Origin of the sequence: Limosilactobacillus sp. (assembly GCF_040772465.1) — a bacterium.
In the GTDB taxonomy this organism is placed as follows: Bacteria; Bacillota; Bacilli; order Lactobacillales; family Lactobacillaceae; genus Limosilactobacillus.
This window is the reverse complement of record NZ_JAXGYB010000006.1, coordinates 74,067-90,959: the sequence shown is the minus strand read 5'-3', so window position 1 is coordinate 90,959 and position 16,893 is coordinate 74,067. Positions and strand designations below refer to the sequence as shown.

16 protein-coding genes and 1 other annotated feature are annotated in these 16,893 nt (G+C 45.5%); of the genes, 1 reads left to right on the top strand and 15 read right to left on the bottom strand.

Annotated features, from left to right (window positions below):
• The first annotated feature begins 57 nt into the window (after positions 1–57).
• Positions 58–1,041, top strand: coding sequence for a class 1b ribonucleoside-diphosphate reductase subunit beta (gene nrdF / locus AB3114_RS06980; RefSeq protein ID WP_367342534.1), 984 nt, complete (start codon positions 58–60; stop codon positions 1,039–1,041).
• Between the two features lie 123 nt (positions 1,042–1,164).
• Here the strand turns inward: nrdF and rplL are convergent, their stop codons facing one another.
• The 15 genes from rplL to AB3114_RS06905 form a co-directional block, all read right to left on the bottom strand.
• Positions 1,165–1,530 (bottom strand): 50S ribosomal protein L7/L12, encoded by a 366-nt coding sequence (gene rplL / locus AB3114_RS06975; protein ID WP_367342533.1) that lies wholly within the window; start codon positions 1,528–1,530, stop codon positions 1,165–1,167.
• A 63-nt stretch (positions 1,531–1,593) separates the two neighbouring features.
• Positions 1,594–2,097: a 50S ribosomal protein L10 gene (gene rplJ / locus AB3114_RS06970; RefSeq protein ID WP_367342532.1), complete on the bottom strand. Its 504-nt coding sequence runs from the start codon at positions 2,095–2,097 to the stop codon at positions 1,594–1,596.
• 31 nt (positions 2,098–2,128) lie between these two features.
• Positions 2,129–2,242 (bottom strand) — a sequence feature (ribosomal protein L10 leader region).
• A 63-nt stretch (positions 2,243–2,305) separates the two neighbouring features.
• The gene (carB, locus tag AB3114_RS06965; protein WP_367342531.1) at positions 2,306–5,512 is read right to left on the bottom strand and encodes a carbamoyl-phosphate synthase large subunit; all 3,207 of its coding nucleotides are present in this window, start codon (positions 5,510–5,512) and stop codon (positions 2,306–2,308) included.
• Complete coding sequence (locus AB3114_RS06960) at positions 5,505–6,593, bottom strand: carbamoyl phosphate synthase small subunit (protein WP_367342530.1); 1,089 nt, start codon at positions 6,591–6,593, stop codon at positions 5,505–5,507. Before AB3114_RS06960 ends, carB begins: the two co-directional genes overlap by 8 nt.
• A gap of 5 nt (positions 6,594–6,598) precedes the next feature.
• Positions 6,599–7,897, bottom strand: coding sequence for a dihydroorotase (locus tag AB3114_RS06955; RefSeq protein WP_367342529.1), 1,299 nt, complete (start codon positions 7,895–7,897; stop codon positions 6,599–6,601).
• A complete protein-coding gene (locus tag AB3114_RS06950; protein WP_367342528.1) occupies positions 7,897–8,853 on the bottom strand; it encodes an aspartate carbamoyltransferase catalytic subunit in 957 nt (318 codons plus the stop codon). Before AB3114_RS06950 ends, AB3114_RS06955 begins: the two co-directional genes overlap by 1 nt.
• A 232-nt stretch (positions 8,854–9,085) precedes the next feature.
• Positions 9,086–9,940, bottom strand: coding sequence for a MurR/RpiR family transcriptional regulator (locus tag AB3114_RS06945; protein WP_367342527.1), 855 nt, complete (start codon positions 9,938–9,940; stop codon positions 9,086–9,088).
• A gap of 66 nt (positions 9,941–10,006) precedes the next feature.
• Complete coding sequence (rplA, locus tag AB3114_RS06940) at positions 10,007–10,699, bottom strand: 50S ribosomal protein L1 (protein ID WP_367342526.1); 693 nt, start codon at positions 10,697–10,699, stop codon at positions 10,007–10,009.
• Positions 10,700–10,789: 90 nt separating this feature from the next.
• On the bottom strand, positions 10,790–11,215 hold the full coding sequence (gene rplK / locus AB3114_RS06935; protein WP_367342525.1) for a 50S ribosomal protein L11: 426 nt from the start codon (positions 11,213–11,215) through the stop codon (positions 10,790–10,792).
• Positions 11,216–11,365: 150 nt separating this feature from the next.
• The gene (nusG, locus tag AB3114_RS06930) at positions 11,366–11,914 is read right to left on the bottom strand and encodes a transcription termination/antitermination protein NusG (RefSeq protein ID WP_367342524.1); all 549 of its coding nucleotides are present in this window, start codon (positions 11,912–11,914) and stop codon (positions 11,366–11,368) included.
• A 107-nt stretch (positions 11,915–12,021) separates the two neighbouring features.
• Positions 12,022–12,192, bottom strand: a complete 171-nt coding sequence (secE, locus tag AB3114_RS06925; RefSeq protein ID WP_367342523.1) for a preprotein translocase subunit SecE — start codon at positions 12,190–12,192, stop codon at positions 12,022–12,024.
• A 14-nt stretch (positions 12,193–12,206) separates the two neighbouring features.
• Positions 12,207–12,356, bottom strand: a complete 150-nt coding sequence (gene rpmG, locus AB3114_RS06920) for a 50S ribosomal protein L33 (RefSeq protein ID WP_367342522.1) — start codon at positions 12,354–12,356, stop codon at positions 12,207–12,209.
• 99 nt (positions 12,357–12,455) lie between these two features.
• Positions 12,456–14,669, bottom strand: coding sequence for a glycoside hydrolase family 3 C-terminal domain-containing protein (locus AB3114_RS06915; RefSeq protein WP_367342521.1), 2,214 nt, complete (start codon positions 14,667–14,669; stop codon positions 12,456–12,458).
• A 36-nt stretch (positions 14,670–14,705) separates the two neighbouring features.
• Positions 14,706–15,602: an alpha/beta hydrolase gene (locus AB3114_RS06910; RefSeq protein WP_367342520.1), complete on the bottom strand. Its 897-nt coding sequence runs from the start codon at positions 15,600–15,602 to the stop codon at positions 14,706–14,708.
• 27 nt (positions 15,603–15,629) lie between these two features.
• Complete coding sequence (locus AB3114_RS06905) at positions 15,630–16,889, bottom strand: MFS transporter (RefSeq protein WP_367342519.1); 1,260 nt, start codon at positions 16,887–16,889, stop codon at positions 15,630–15,632.
• Between the last annotated feature and the right edge of the window lie 4 nt (positions 16,890–16,893).

The window sequence follows — 16,893 nt, the reverse complement described above, 5'->3', positions numbered from 1 at the left end:
CCATAATATAATAGTTAAAAACGAATTAGATTTAACAACTAGGGAGACAAAATTAATATGGCATTGAAGAGCTATAAAGCGATCAATTGGAACGAAGTATCCGATATGATCGACAAAGCAACTTGGGAAAAGCTTACTGAACAATTCTGGCTCGACACCCGGATTCCTGTTTCCAACGACATGGATGACTGGCGTTCACTCGATGACGACCACCGTTGGCTGGTAGGTCACGTCTTTGGTGGTTTGACTTTGCTGGACACGGTGCAATCCGAAGTGGGGATGACCGCCTTAAAGCAGGATGTTAAGACTCAGCATGAAACTGCGGTTCTCAACAACATCCAGTTTATGGAATCAGTCCACGCCAAGAGTTACTCCACGATTTTCTCCACCCTTAATACGCCTGATGAAATTCGTGAAATCTTCAATTGGTCAGATACTGAAGACTACCTGCAAAACAAGGCTGTCCGGATCGCTAACATTTACACTGACCCAGCAGAAAGCCCGTTAAAGAAGAAGATTGCTAATGTCTTTTTGGAAACCTTCTTGTTCTACTCCGGCTTTTACACTCCACTCTATTACCTGGGCCACAACAAATTGAACAACACGGCCGAAATCATTAAGTTGATTCTGCGGGACGAATCAGTTCATGGTACATATATCGGCTACAAGTTCCAAGTCGGTATGCACGACTTAACTGAAAAGCAGCAACAAGACATGAAAGACTGGATGTACAACTTCTTATATGAACTCTATGATAACGAAGAAAAGTACACCCACATGCTCTATGACACCGTTGGCTGGACTGATGATGTCTTGACATTCATCCGTTACAACGCTAACAAGGCTCTGATGAACCTCGGACAAGAACCTCTCTTCCCTGACACTAGTTCTGACGTCAACCCAATCGTCATGAATGGTATCTCCACTACAACTTCCAACCACGACTTCTTCAGTCAAGTTGGGAATGGTTACCGCTTAGGTGCCGTTGAAGCAATGAGTTCTGATGACTACCACGTCAAGGATCCAAACGAAAAGAAGTAAGATTACACATTAACTACAAAACCGCTGACCAAACGTTGCACAAACGTTAAATCAGCGGTTTTTCTGTACAAAAAAACTGTCAGCCAAACAGCTGACAGTTTTTTATTTTGAATGAAGCTGTAACTACTTAAGGGTAACAGTAGCACCGGCATCTTCCAGCTTGGACTTGATGTCGTTTGCTTCGTCTTCCTTAGCATCCTTCTTGATTTCGGAAGGAGCAGCGTCGACAAGCTTCTTAGCGTCCATCAGGCTAGCACCAGTGATGTCCTTAACAGCCTTGATAACCTTAACCTTGGATTGGCCAGGTTCAGTCAGTTCAACAGTGTAGCTGTCCTTAGCAGCAGAGTCGCCACCAGCAGCACCGGCAGCAGCAACTGGAGCAGCTGCAGAAACGTCAAATTCGTCTTCGATAGCCTTAACCAGGTCGTTAAGGTCTGAGATTGATGCTTCCTTCAGAGAAGCAATGATAGCATCCTTATCAAAAGCCATGTTTATAATCCTCCAATGTATTGTACTTTTTTAATTCGGTAATCGGTAAGATGAAGAATAGCCTTATGCGGCTTCGTCGTCGCCCTTGTCGGCAACTGCCTTGACGGCACGTGCAACCTTGCGAACAGGGTCCTGCAGGCAAGATACCAAGGTTGACAGCAGTTCTTCACGACTCGGCATCGTAGCGAATTCATTGATTTCGTCCAGAGTCTTAACACTCTTTTCAATGAAACCACCCTTGATGGAGAGTTGGTCGTGTTCGTCAGACAACTTCTTCAGGATCTTAGCTGGGGCAATTGGGTCTTCGTTTGAGAAAGCCACAGCAGTAGGACCAACGAAAGTGCTCTTCAGATCTTCGTAGTCCGTACCTTCAACAGCCCGGTCCAGAATCTTGTTCTTAATAACCTTCATTGAAACGTCAGCGTCACGAAGCTGCTTACGCAGGTCAGTAACTTCTTCAACCGTCAGGCCACGGTAGTCAACGACGATTGCAGATTCAGCGGCGTTCAATTCATCAGCGGTTTGCTTAACGATTTCGGCCTTTTTAGCAATAGCTGCTTCACTCATCGATTTCACCTCCTGAATGTAAAATTGAAGATTAGGATTAAAAAAATCCCTATGACCGCAGACATAGAGAAGGAATTTTATTCTTCCTCGGCAGGTAAATTGAGGCTTGCGCCACCTGAGTCTTAGGCAGAGTCATATTTAAATCAACTACAATAGAATAACACAACTGCTAGCCTTTTGCAATCGGTCATTAGGGATTTTTTATTATTTAACTGTGACGACCAGTATCAACTGGCAGCGTACTGAAGGAACGGTTTTCCAGAGCAGTCAGCAAAGCGCGAACCGTATCCAGTGCCGTTAACAGTGGCACGTTGTGGGAAATAGCGATTTGCCGAATGATGAAGCCATCCGACGTCTGGGCAATGTCATGGCCCATCGTGTTGATAACGAGGTCAACCTTACCGTCCTTGATTGTCTGCAGGATGTTGTCGGCTTGGCCTTCATCTTCGTGTACCTTAGTGACGGTCGTAACGTGAAGATGGTGTTGCTTCAAGAAGGCCGCCGTCCCGGCAGTCGCCATGATCCGGTAGCCGATGTTGGCAAAGCGCTGAGCTAATGGCAGGATCTTTTCCTTGTCATTATCTTCGATCGTCAACAAGACCGTTCCGTTATCAGGTACTTGCATCCGTGCACCGGCGAAGGCCTTGATCAGAGCCTTCGGGAAGGTCTTGTCAGAGCCCATCACTTCACCGGTGGACTTCATTTCTGGTCCCAGGTAAGAGTCCACGTCGGACAACTTGTTGAAACTGAAGACAGGTGCCTTGACGTAAACCTGCTTTGGTTCTGGTGCCAAACCATCTGGATAACCTTGATCCTTCAAGGATTCACCAAGGATAACCCGGGTGGCGACTTGGGCCATCTCAATACCCGTAATCTTACTCAGGAATGGTACCGTTCGGCTAGCCCGTGGGTTAACTTCGAGGATGTAAACCTGGCCCTTGGAGACGATGAATTGGATGTTCATAATCCCGATGCACCGCAGTGCGATCGCCAACTTCTTAGTCGCGTCGACGATCTGTTGTTTAATGTTATCGTCAAAGTTCTGGGAAGGATAAACGGCCATCGAGTCACCAGAGTGAACCCCGGCGTGTTCGATGTGTTCCATAATCCCTGGTAAAAGAACACGCTCACCATCACAGATAGCATCGACTTCACATTCGGTTCCGTCCAAGTAGGAGTCGATCAGAATCGGGTGTCCATCAACGTCAATGTTGGTGTTCTGTTTGAGGTAGTCTTCCAGTTCGTCGTCGTTATAGACAATTTCCATGGCCTTCCCGCCGAGAACGTAGCTCGGCCGTACCAGAACTGGGAAGCCGATCTTGTGGGCAGCATCGATAACACCCTGGTGGGTAGTAGCAGTTATACCCACTGGTTGACGCAAGTCAAGGCGCTTGATAATCTCGTCGAATTCTTCACGGTCTTCGGCCAGGTTAAGGTCATGAACCGTCGTCCCGAGGATCTTGACGCCGTGTTTCTTTAGACCGGCAGCTAAGTTAATGGCTGTTTGACCACCGAATTGAACGATGACACCTAGTGGGTGTTCCTGATCAATAACGTTCAGAACATCTTCCAATGTCAGTGATTCAAAGTACAGTTTATCGGAAATTGTAAAGTCAGTCGAAACGGTCTCCGGATTAGAGTTGATGACAATGGCCTTGTAGCCCATCCGCTGAATGGCACGAACGGAGTGAACGGTAGCGTAGTCGAATTCAACCCCTTGGCCGATCCGAATAGGACCAGAACCGATAACCAAGACGGATTTATCTGACAATTGGCTGCTTTCGTTTTCTACATCGTAAGAGCTGTACATGTACGGCGTCTTGGAGTCAAATTCGGCAGCACAGGTGTCGACCGTCTTGTAAATCGGCACGATACCCTTTTCTTTCCGGAAGGCCCGTACTTTATCAGGGGTAGTCTTCCACAAGCGAGCAATGGTCGGGTCAGAAAAGCCGTAACGCTTAGCAGTCTTCAGCATGTCCACATCTTGGGGAGCCTTTTCCAACTGCCCCTCCATCTTAACCAGGTGCTGAACGATGTCGAGGAAGTACGGTGTGATCTTCGTCAGTTCATGAACGTTATCTAGCGTGTACCCGCGACGGAATGCTTCGGCCAAGTAGAAGAGTCGGTCATCCTGGGGGTGAACCAGTTTAGCTTCCAGGGCTTCGTCACTAGCAGCATGAGCTTTCGGACTGAAGAGATCCTTTTCGTCGATTTCAAGGGAACGGACAGCCTTTTGAAGAGCTTCTTCGGCACTCCGCCCGATCGCCATGACTTCCCCGGTTGCCTTCATTTGACTGCCGAGGCGGCGATCAGCACGGGTGAATTTATCGAATGGCCAACGTGGAATCTTGCAGACAACGTAGTCAAGTGCTGGTTCGAATTCGGCGTAAGTCGTTCCCGTAACCGGGTTCTTAATTTCATCCAAGTTCAGGCCAACCGCAATTTTGGCAGCCATCCGGGCAATTGGGTAACCAGTGGCCTTCGAGGCCAAGGCAGATGACCGCGAAACACGAGGATTAACTTCGATGACGTCGTAGTGGTAGCTGTTTGGATCGAGGGCCAGTTGGACGTTGCATCCCCCTTCGATCTTCAGGGCCCGAATGAGCTTCAGGGCACAGTCACGAAGCATCTGGTATTCACGGTCGGTCAAGGTTTGGGAAGGACTGAAGACGATTGAGTCACCAGTGTGGATCCCAACTGGATCGAAGTTTTCCATGCAGCAAACGATCATCGCGTTATCACTGGCGTCCCGCATAACTTCAAATTCGATTTCCTTGTAACCAGCAATAGATTTTTCAATCAGACACTGAGTTTCCGGTGAGAGGTCCAGACCATTGGCAGCAATGCGTTCCAGCTCTTCGCGGTTGTTACACATCCCACCACCGGTACCACCCATGGTGAAGGCTGGCCGCACAATGACTGGGTAACCGATTTGTTCGGCAAAGTCTACGGCACCCTGTACCGTGTTGACCGTTTTCGAAGGCGGAACTGGTTCGCCTAATTTAAGCATCAGCTCCTTAAACTTTTCCCGGTCTTCAGCCTGGTCAATTGAATCCAGCTTGGTACCGAGCAGTTCAATGCCTAATTCATCCAGAATGCCGGTCTTGGAAAGCGAAACGGCCAGGTTCAAACCAATTTGACCACCCAGGGTCGGCAAAATTGCGTCCGGATATTCCTGCCGAATGATCCGTGAAACACTTTCTGTCGTCAGTGGTTCGATGTAGACCTTATCAGCAATTTCCGTGTCGGTCATGATGGTTGCAGGGTTGGAGTTAACCAGCACCGTCTCGTAACCTTCTTCACGCAGAGCCAGGCAGGCTTGGGTTCCGGAATAGTCGAACTCCGCCGCTTGGCCAATGATAATTGGGCCTGACCCAATCACCATGATCTTATGAATATCAGTTCTCTTAGGCATTGCTCTCTTCCTTTCTGCGTTGGTCAACAATCGACATGAAGTCATCAAAAATCGAAACGGCATCGTGCGGGCCAGGAGCAGCGTCCGGGTGGAATTGAACCGAGAATGCTGGGTACTGACGGTGCTGCAAACCTTCGACCGTGCCGTCGTTGATCTCAACCCGGGTGACCATCAACTTGTTTGGATCAATCGACTTCGGATCAACCGCGTAACCGTGGTTTTGTGAAGTAAAGTCGATCCGCCCCGTTGCGATGTCACGAACCGGGTGGTTGAAGCCACGGTGGCCAAACTTCATCTTGTAAGTATCGGCACCGTTAGCTAAGGCGAAGACTTGGTGTCCCATGCAAATCCCAAACAGTGGCAAGTGCTTCTCAACTTCGCGCACCATTGGGAAGGCGGCAGCCATGTCCTTCGGGTCACCAGGGCCATTACTCAAAAGCACCCCATCTGGTTTGAGGTTGAGGACCTGCTCTGCCGTCGTGTCATAAGGCATCACGATGACGTTGCAATCGCGCCGAGCGAGCTCACGCAGAATACTGTTCTTAAAGCCAAAGTCGATCAACACGATGTTACGTTTAGTCCCTGGATTAGGGAATGGCGTCTTCGTTGAAACTTCGGAAATGATATTCTTCGTTAGGTTCTTTTGACGCAACTTAGCAGCAATGCTTTCTGCATCATCAGGACTATCTGCCAGACGGCCACGTAAAGTTCCGTGTGTGCGCAGTTTACGAACCAGTTGACGGGTATCGATACCCTTCAAGCCGGGAATATCATTTTGCTTCAGGAAGTTGGGCAGTGTGTCTTGCATCCGCCAGTTGCACGGGTGGTGAGCCACTTCGCGGCAGATCACGCCACGAATATGTGGCTGCATTGATTCATAGTCTTCTAAAGTAACCCCGTAGTTACCAATTAAGGGGTTAGTAAAGACCAGGATCTGGTTAGCATAGGACTGGTCGGTAATGGCTTCCTGGTAACCAGTCATCCCCGTTGAAAAGACGACTTCACCATTAGTCTCTTTGTCAGCACCAAAAGCTTCGCCGGCAAAGACCGTCCCGTCTTCCAAGATTAAGTATCGCTTCATCAAGTCTACCTCCTCTGGTAAACAACCTTGCCATCCACAAGGGTCAACATCGTTGTGCAGTCAACAGTATCGCCAGTAAATGGCGTATTCTTACCCTTTGATCGGTAATCTGCCTCTTCTAGTTTCCGCGGAGTGTGCAGGTCAAAGACCGCTACATCCGCTGGTTCACCAGGCATTAAGAAACCAGCATGTTGGATATGAAAGGCTTCAGCCGGTGCCACCGTTAACCAGTGCAGCAACTGGGTCAAAGTAAAGACGCCTTTTTCAACAAATTCCGTATACAACTTGTTAAAGCAAGTTTCACTGCCGGTAATCCCGTTAGCCGCATGGATTAAGTCATCATGTGGTTTTTCCTTAGCGGCGTGGGGTGCATGATCGGTGGCAATCATGTCAATCGTGCCGTCTAACAGACCTTCGATCAAGGCCTGCCGGTCTTTTTCATTTCTCAACGGTGGGTTCATCTTGTAGTAAGAGTCGCAGCCGACAATGTCTTTATCGGCTAACAGCAAGTGGTGTGGTGCTGCTTCAGCCGTGACGTTCAACCCATGGGCCTTGGCCTGGCGAATCAATTCCACACTTTGCCGCGTTGAAACGTGGCACATGTGGTAGTGACCACCCGTCGCTTCGCAGAGCATTAAGTCTCGGGCCAGCTGGGCACTTTCGCTGGCGTTAATCTTCCCCGGTACACCGAGCTCTTCCGCCTTTTTACCGGCATTGATGACACCGCCGAACAAGAGCGAATTTTCTTCAACGTGGGCTGCCACCACTGTGTTATTAGCCTTTGCCTGTTGTAGAGCATGGTACATCACATCAGCGTGCTGGATCCCACTGCCATCATCAGAAAAAGCGAAAGCTCCAGCAGCCAGCTGCTGCTTAAAGTCAACGGTCTCCTGACCAGCGCGGCCAACCGAAACAGGCGAATACTGTTTGATGTGAACAACGCCTTCCTTGGCATTCAGTGCTAATTGTTTTTGCATCTGTTCTGGATTATCTGGCGTTGGGTCAACATTGGCCATCGCACCGACAGTCGTAAAACCACCATGGGCAGCAGCTAAAGTTCCAGTATGGATGGTTTCCTTATATGTCTGACCGGGTTCGCGGTAGTGCACGTGGACATCAATCAGCCCTGGTGTCACCAGTAAATTAGTCGCATCAAAGTCGCAATCAACCGTTGATGGATCAGCCAGATCGTGTCCCAAAGCAGCGATCCGCCCATTCTTAATTAAAACATCACATTTGACCAAGCGGTCGTTGATGTCAACCGTTCCGCCATGGATCAGAATGGTTTCTGCTTTCTCTGCCATTATTCCAGTCCTCCTAAGTGACGACCGCGCAGAACACTTTCGAGCATCGCCATCCGCATGAAGACACCATTAACAACCTGGGTAACATAGAGTGACTTTGGTGATTCCACCAAATCACCAGCCAGTTCAACGTTGTGGTTGATCGGACCTGGGTGGATAATCACAGCATTGTCCTTCATCCGGTTATAACGGTCGTGATTGATCCCATACTTCTTGAAGTAAGATTCTTCACTGAAGCCGGCTTCGTTGGGGTCACCAGCGTGGCGTTCGTGTTGAACCCGGAGCAAGTTGAGGACGTCAACCTTGTCAACCAGTTCATCAATTGGCAAGAACTTGCCATACTTATCAAACTTGTGGTCGTACCAGTACTCAGGACCAGAGAAGTAAACTTCGGCGCCCAGCTTGTTAAACATCTCCATGTTGCTCTTAGCAACCCGGGAGTAGTTGATGTCACCGACAATTGCCACTTTCAAACCCTTGAAATGACCAAAGTGTTCGTGAACAGTCATCATGTCCAACAAGCATTGTGATGGGTGCTGACCAGAACCGTCACCGGCATTGACAATTCCCATGTCGAGGTGCTGGTAAGGCTTGGTGTGGATCAGTGGCTCATAATAAGCATTATCCGAATGGCGCATTACCGCTAAGTTAACACCGATAGCATTGAGCATCAGCAGGGTGTCATACAGCGTTTCACCCTTGCTCATTGAACTATGAGCTGTGTCTACTGGCAATTCAGTTAACCCTAATTTCCGTTCTGCCATGCCAAAACTGTTATGGGTTCGTGTGGAATTTTCAAAGAAAAGGTTGGCAACGTAAACTGGGCTGGTCAGCTTTGGTACAGCCCCGCCGCGCTTGAAGTACTCTGCCCGATCGATCAAAGCTTGCACTTCATCAGGCTGCAGATTTTCAACACTCACAAAGTTTTTAAAGGCAGCATAGTGACGGTCATCCATGATATTTCCTCCTTAGGATTCATCCAAGCCACAAAAAAACACCCCGCTAACCCGTGAAGGAGCGAGGTGTTTACAGGGTGGGCCCATCCCACCTATTTTCACCGAAATCCCCTTGCTAGCCTCACGGGACCAACGTTAAAGGTTCATTGGTTTAAATGTACCTGTCTCGGGGCTAATTGTCAACCCCTAGAAATGGTGGAAAACCTTTAATATGTGGGGATCGGTGGAATTATTATTTTCTTCTTTGGAAGCGTTTCACCGCAGCGGCTGTTTGACCGATAATCGGCGTCACTTCATCATAATACTGAGCTACATAATCAAACATCAAAAGGTCAATCGTGTACATTTGACTGACCAGTGACGTCGTCGCAGCAGCTCGTGAATGAGCCTCACCCACATCTTGGGTCAGCAAGGTCCAACTAGATAAGCGAGCCGCTTTGGATTTGGCACGCGCAGTGAGCACAATGCGTGTCATCTCACGTTTTTTCAGTTCCTGCAGCAAATCTAAGACTGAGCGAGTTTGCCCCCAGTTAGAAATCACAACAAAGACAGTGTCTGGATCCGCGGTAACCACCCGCATCATTGCCATATGCAAATCGCGGACAGCAACAGCTTGCCGTCCGATCCGGGTCAGCTTAAGTGCTAACGCATCGGCAGCAATTGATGATGCACCTGCACCATAAATAATAATTTGCTTAGTCTCAGCAAAAGCTTTGACAGTTTTGGCAACCAATTTGTCATCGAGCATCCGGCTAGTCTCGTCGACGACGATCTTGTAGCGTCCAGCCAACTTATGGTTGATAGCGGTAGAACTTTCTCCTGGCTCAATCTCCAACTTTTTAGTTGGTTTCTCTTCCCGCTGTAACTGCATGGATAGTTGCACCTTCATGTCCGGATAACCCGAATAGCCCATTGCCTGGGCAAAGCGAAAAACCGTCGACTGCGATACTCCTGCGGCTTGAGCCAACTGGTTAATGGGCTTCATAGCCAGATCATCATAATGATCTCGCATGTAAATGGCAATCCGCTGGTTACTGCCGCGCATTTCCTTCGCTGCTCGTGTGATTCTCCCCCGTAAGTCTTCCATATTGATTTCTCCTATAAAAAAAGCAGTGGTTGCAAAGCAGCCACTGCCTTATAATCGTGATCGAGTTTAGAAACTACTCAAATCAAGCGTTACGCTTGGGCCAAATGTTGAGGCAATTGAAGCGTGCTTGATGTAAGTACCACGAACTGAAGCTGGACGAGCCTTAGCAACGATGCCTTCAATAGTTTGAAGGTTTTGAACCAGCTTGTCAGTGTCAAATGAAACCTTACCGAATGGAACAGCAACGTTGCCGTCACGGTCAGTCCGGTAGGTAACCTGACCAGCCTTGGCGTCAGAAACGGCCTGGGCAACATCCATCGTCACCGTACCAGTCTTCGGGTTAGGCATTAAGCCCTTAGGTCCAAGGATACGACCCAAGCGACCAACAGTCGGCATCATGTCTGGCGTTGCGATTGCGACGTCAAAGTCCATCCAACCGTCTTGGATCTTCTTAGCCAGGTCGGCGTCACCAACAAAGTCAGCACCGGCGTCCTGAGCCTGCTTTGCCTTTTCACCCTTAGCGAAGACGATTACCGTGACGTCCTTACCAGTACCATTTGGCAGAACAACGGCACCACGCAGCTGTTGGTCAGCTTGCTTAGTGTCCACGTTCAGGTTAAATGCTACTTCAACACTGGAGTCGAAGTTAGCAAAATCAATATCTTTAACTAATTGAACCGCGTCGTTAACAGCGTATTCTTTCTTGCTGTCAACCTTTTTCAGCGCTTCTTGGTATTTCTTACCGCGTTTTTTAGCCATCTGTTGTTTCCTCCTTGCAAATGTGGTCTAACGGAGTTTACCTCCCACGTGAGGTGACGAACTTTAACCCGTCACCCGGTCTGACCGAGCTTAGCCTTCGACTTCGAAGCCCATGCTACGAGCAGTACCTTCAATCATGCGCATTGCGGCTTCAACGTCCGCAGCGTTTAGATCTTGCATCTTAGTTTCGGCGATTTGCTTAACCTGATCTTTGGTTACCTTAGCAACCTTCTTAGTGTTAGGTTCACCGGAACCATGTTCAACACCAGCGGCTTTCTTCAGCAATACTGAAGCAGGCGGAGTCTTAGTAACGAAGGTGAATGAACGATCCTCGTAAACCGTGATAACAACTGGGATCAGCATACCCTTTTGATCAGCGGTCCGGGCGTTGAATTCCTTCGTAAAGCCCATAATGTTAATACCTGCTTGACCTAATGCAGGACCTACTGGTGGAGCTGGTGTAGCAGCACCGGCAGGGATTTGTAACTTGACAACGTTCGCTACTTTCTTTGCCACGAGACAAAACCTCCTTAGTCCGTGTTGTGGTAATGATGGGGTATTGAAATTTGCCCCTCCCACAGTATGACAAACGCATACTAGGATAAGTTAACATAAAAAGCGTCTGATGGCAAGCACCAAACGCCTAAATCAACATAAGATGATCAATTAATTTTCAACGGTATCAACCTGGTCAAAGCCCAGTTCTGTTGAAGTTTGACGGCCGAACATTTCGATATCAACCTTTAACTTCATCTTTTCGTGATCGACAGCAGTGACCTTCCCATTTAAGTCGGCAAAGGCCCCCGCAATAATCTTCACTTCATCGCCCACGTTGACGTTGATGTCGGTTTGCGGAACATCATCGCCCATCCGTTTGAGGATGCGGTCCACTTCTTCAGGCAGCAATGGGGTTGGCTTAGAGCCACCACCATGTGAGCCTAAGAAGCCAGTAACACCAGGCGTGTTACGTGCAATGTACCAAGCCCGGTCAGTCATGATCATTTCTACTAGCACGTAGCCAGGGAAGGTCTTCTCAACGGTTTCCTTGGCATCCCCGTCCTTGACAGTCCGCACCGTGTCTTCTGGTACAACTACCCGGAAGATGTAGTCCTGCATGTTCATCGATTGAACACGTGATTCAAGGTTGCTCTTAACACGGTTTTCGTAGCCGGAATACGTGTGCAGCACATACCAGCGTTTTTCATTTGTTTCCACGTTTATTCTCCTCGTTCAACCTGAATTTTCCTAAAATAAAAAACCTCGCTTTGCACGAAGTTTTCAGCCATAAAGATTATAACAAAATTGACCAGCAACTACCAGTCTTACTTAACAAACCACAGCATCAATGAGTGGATCAGCCAATCAGCGATAGCAAAGAAAACCACAAAGAACAGTGTCAGCGTAATGACGATACTGGTATCACGCCGGTTTTCTTTTGCTGTAGGCCAAATGACCAGATGCATTTCATGAAAAACACTCTTGATAAACTTCATCAAACTACCCCCGCTCACCGCGTTTCACGATGAATAGTGTACTCACCGCAGTGCTTACAATATTTACGCAACTCCAACCGCTTCTCACGGTTAGGATTGACTGTCGTCGTGTAGTTGCGGGCTCCGCATTTGGAGCATTCGAGAGCGACCTTTTTCTTAGTCACGCAACCACCTCCATACCATAATAGACTAGCACGAATGCGTCTTTTAAAGCAACTAAAAAATAGCTGGATCTATCATGAGTAAGTCTGCATCTTAGCCTATTACTGTTCTAACAACTTAAAAAATTTATCATGCACTTTTTTTGATATACCAGCAAGAGCTAATGATCTTAAAGGAACATTGGAGGAAATTGCAACCCATTGTTTATCAGCCATCATTGGTTCTAAAACATCATATAGTCCTGAGTCGTGAAGTGCATTTTGGACCTTAGAATCATTATTATTCCAAACATCGCCAACATAACTTTCATCAGTAATGGGTCCTAACGGACTAGTCCCAATTGTCAACTCGAACTTAGCAGTTAAACGAATATCACGTGAAGAACTGCCTACCATAATCTCATAATCGCCATTATCAGCTTTCCATTGCTGTTTATTAACATCATAGTAAGCAAATGCTCTTCTAGGTAACACCATGGTAACAGTCTTAGTTTCACCAGGATCTAATTCTACCTTAGCAAAATCACGAAGTTCTTTAGCAGGCATTTCTACTCGACTAACGTGATTAGATACATAAAGTTGCGCGACCTCCTTGCCAGACCTTTTACCTTCATTGGTTAATTTAAAACTAATCTTCACGTCATCATTATTTTCGACTACTGTCAAATCGCTATATCCAAATTGCGTATAGCTTAAGCCGTGGCCAAATGGGAAACGAACAGGAATTTTATGTAGGTCATAGTAGCGATAACCAACAAAAATTCCTTCATGATAATCTTCGTTCTCTGGATCCTTACCAAAAGTTCCATAAGTTGGATTATCTTCTAAACGCAATGGAAAACTTTCTGATAATTTACCAGATGGATTTACTAGCCCGGTTAAGATGTCCCAAGTAGCTTCACCAACTGCTTCCCCGGCTAAATAAGTTTCAACAATGGCAGGAACTTTATCTGCCCATGGCATTTCAAGAACAGAGCCATTTTGAAGAACCACCGTAACATTAGGATTTACTTTAATTACCTTCTCTAACAAGGTATTTTGGTTTGAAGGCAATGAAATTGTTTCCTTGTCAATCCCTTCTGTTTCCATATTTTCTGGAAAGCCAGCAAAAAAGACAACTCGATCGTTATTTTGGGCTAGTTTAAGAGCTTGTTCTTCCAATTGATTATCTTCTGAATCATCTGTTAACCGATATCCTAAAGCAAAGTGAGCATTATTAGGTGCTGCATCTAATGGTGTAACTACATGGTGAGCATTAACGTGAGAAGAGCCTCCACCTTCAAAGCGTGGCTTTTGTGCTAATTCCCCAATTACAGCTAATGACTGGTCATCTTTTAGTGGCAGCTGATTATCAGAATTTTTTAGTAGCACAATACTATCATCAGCAAGTTGGCGGGCAAATTCATGTTGTTTGTCTTTATCATAATCATTTGCTTTAGTAACTTTTTTACCCCATTTTTCAACTACTTGAAGAACCCTTAAAACGGATCTATTCAGTGTTGACTCTTGCAATTGTCCATTCTTAACTGCAGCAACAATTTCATCAACAGATTCTTGACCTTTACCAGGCATTTCTAGGTCTAATCCAGCTTTTAGCGCTGCTACATGGTTTTCTACGGCACCCCAGTCAGACATTACTAATCCCTCAAATCCCCACTCATTACGAAGAATATCCGTCAATAAACGCTGATTTTGTGAATTTAAGGTGCCATTAAGGCGATTATAAGAACACATAATCGTTGCCGGATGTGCTAATTTAACAATTCGTTCAAACTGCGACAAATAAATCTCACGAAGGGCACGCTCATTTATGTTAGATGAAGAAGTAAAACGTTGGCTTTCTCGATTATTAGCTGCAAAGTGTTTAACTGAAACTCCGACCCCTTCATCTTGAACTCCCTTTACATAGGCAGTTCCCATTCTTCCAGCTAAGAGTGGATCTTCGGAGAAATATTCAAAATTACGACCAGCAAGTGGACTTCTCTTAATGTTGACACCTGGTCCCAATAATACTCCTAGGTGTTCAGCATTAGCTGCAACACCTAAGTGATGGCCAAGCTGATACAGCATTTGATCATCAAATGAGCTAGCTGTTAGAGCTGATGATGGAAAACAAACCGCTTCAACCGAGTTATTAACATCTTTGATACTTGGATCATCAATATTTTGTTTTCTCAATCCAGAAGGTCCATCTGATACCATCATCCGATCAACTTGTGGAGCCTTTGCAGTGAACCAAAAATCTTTTCCTGAAACAAGGGCAGCTCGTTCTTTAAGAGTAAGATTTTCAACAAAAGATAAATCAATTTTAACCATAATTATTGGCAATCCTTTCTATAAATATCGAACAAATTATTTATTGATATGACGTAATAAAAATGCTATCTCGTCATCATTACATTGCTTAGCAATCGGATCATTCTTTAAATTAAAATGAAAAACATGGTTACGAGAATGATCAGGAGATCCATATATTTTAAACTCATGTTCAATGCGACGAGCATTTAAAAGCTTATCAAAATGAATACCTACATCACGAAGAAAATCATTATTTGCGGTCATTATAAAAACCGGCAAAAAATCTTCTGTAACATAATCCTCAACTCTTAACTGTTGTTGGTATCTTTTCTTTGCAACAGGTGAAAAATAAATATCAATCAAGCTAGGCTGTGCCAATAATTGAGGCAAAAAATAACAGCCACAATTAAGTAAACCCGCACGAATAGTCAGATTAGGCTTAGAGAATCTCATCATCCCTCTATAAACCGGGTTGGAATAAGCAACGAGATATTGCTCAGCCATTTGACCACCGGCACTATCTCCAACAACAAAAACGTTATTAAGGTCCAGATTATATTCTTTACCATGCATTGCTACCCACTGAAATACCTGATTGACCTCGTTAATTTCACTTGGGTACTGAACATCAGGTGCTAATTGATAATTAAAATTAACAAAAGCAAACCCTTTTTGAGCCATCATTAACCCATAAAATTGATAAGTTTCCTTAGTGGCATAAAAATAACCACCACCATGAATATTAATAATTACTGGCAAAGGCCCCTTTAACTTATTTGGGAGATAGAGATCTAATAAATTATATTTGCCATGAGATCCATAACTCAGATTATCTAAACGATGAACATTCATGGGATGTTTGTCTAATCCTGCATCCCTTAAATCATCGCCCTTCTTCCATTCTTGCCGTAATTGTTGAATTTTTATTTGTGAATACTTCACTGCAATCACCTATCCTCTTCCAACACACTATGTCGTTTACTTTATAGAACGAATCAATTGGATAAAAGCACAAGCAATGATTGCAAAGATAATAGCAACTGGGAAAACTAATTTATATCCCGCAACACTAACCAAAGCACTAGCTACAATTGGTCCAGCTGTTTGTCCAAGAGTAGTGGCAATATTCAAGATTGCTAAATCCTTGCCAGCATTACTCCTAGAAGGCAGGACATCCACGTTTAAAGCTTGGTCAACTGCACCATACACAGCAAACCCTAAACCAGCAAAACCTGCAAAGAACAGCATTGACGTAGCAGTTCTAAATACCCATGGGATTAAATAACCAATAGCCAATAAGCATGAAGCACAGATTACTGGTAATTTGCGTCGACCTATTTTGTCAGAAATTGCACCTGAAGCTAGTGAACCAACTAATCCAACAACCATGATAATAACGGACATGATAGAAATTGTTTTAGCTGCGGCTTGTTTGCTTTGTCCAATATACATTTCCAAAATATAAAGTTGATAATTCAGAATCATGTAATAGCTAAATAGCAATAAACTGCGGCCAACGAAAGCTAACCAAAAATCTCGGGCGCCTTTAATTGGAGGACGAAAAGAAAATACAAATTCTTTTAAGCCGCCTTCAACAGGCTGCATATTTTCTGATGATTGTTCACTTGGCCAAACAATAATTGTGGCAATACCGGCAAAAGCCATCAAAATACCAGCAGCAGCAAATCCCGGAATCTGCACAGAGATAAAATGTGCACCGAGCAACGTTCCCACTGATGTTCCAATAGTGATACCAGCCGAATTAAAAGCCGACATCGTTGCTCGGGCATCTTTAGGAATTCGGTCAGACATAGTTGCAATTACTGGTGCAACTATGGCGTTAAGTCCTAACATACAAATGCAATAAAAAATTCCCATTGCCCAAATGTTAGTGAATACACCACTCAAGAACAACGAAATACCACCAACTAATCCGCCACCGATAATCCACGGTGTACGCTGTCCAAAACGTGAACGTGTACGATCGGATAAATTACCAAAAACCAAATTAGCAATCAAAGACACCACTGCAGAAATGGCGTTAATTAAACCAAAAATAGCTGTAGCTTTAGTTCCACCAACTATATCCTTCAAATGCTGCGGGAGCAAGACAGAGCCAATCATGCCAAGTCCACTCATCCAAAGCAATGAACAAATAAAATACGATAACGCAAATCGCAAACGATCAATTTTAGAAAATCCTAGGCTCATTTTTTGTCCTACATTGTTATATTGCATTTTA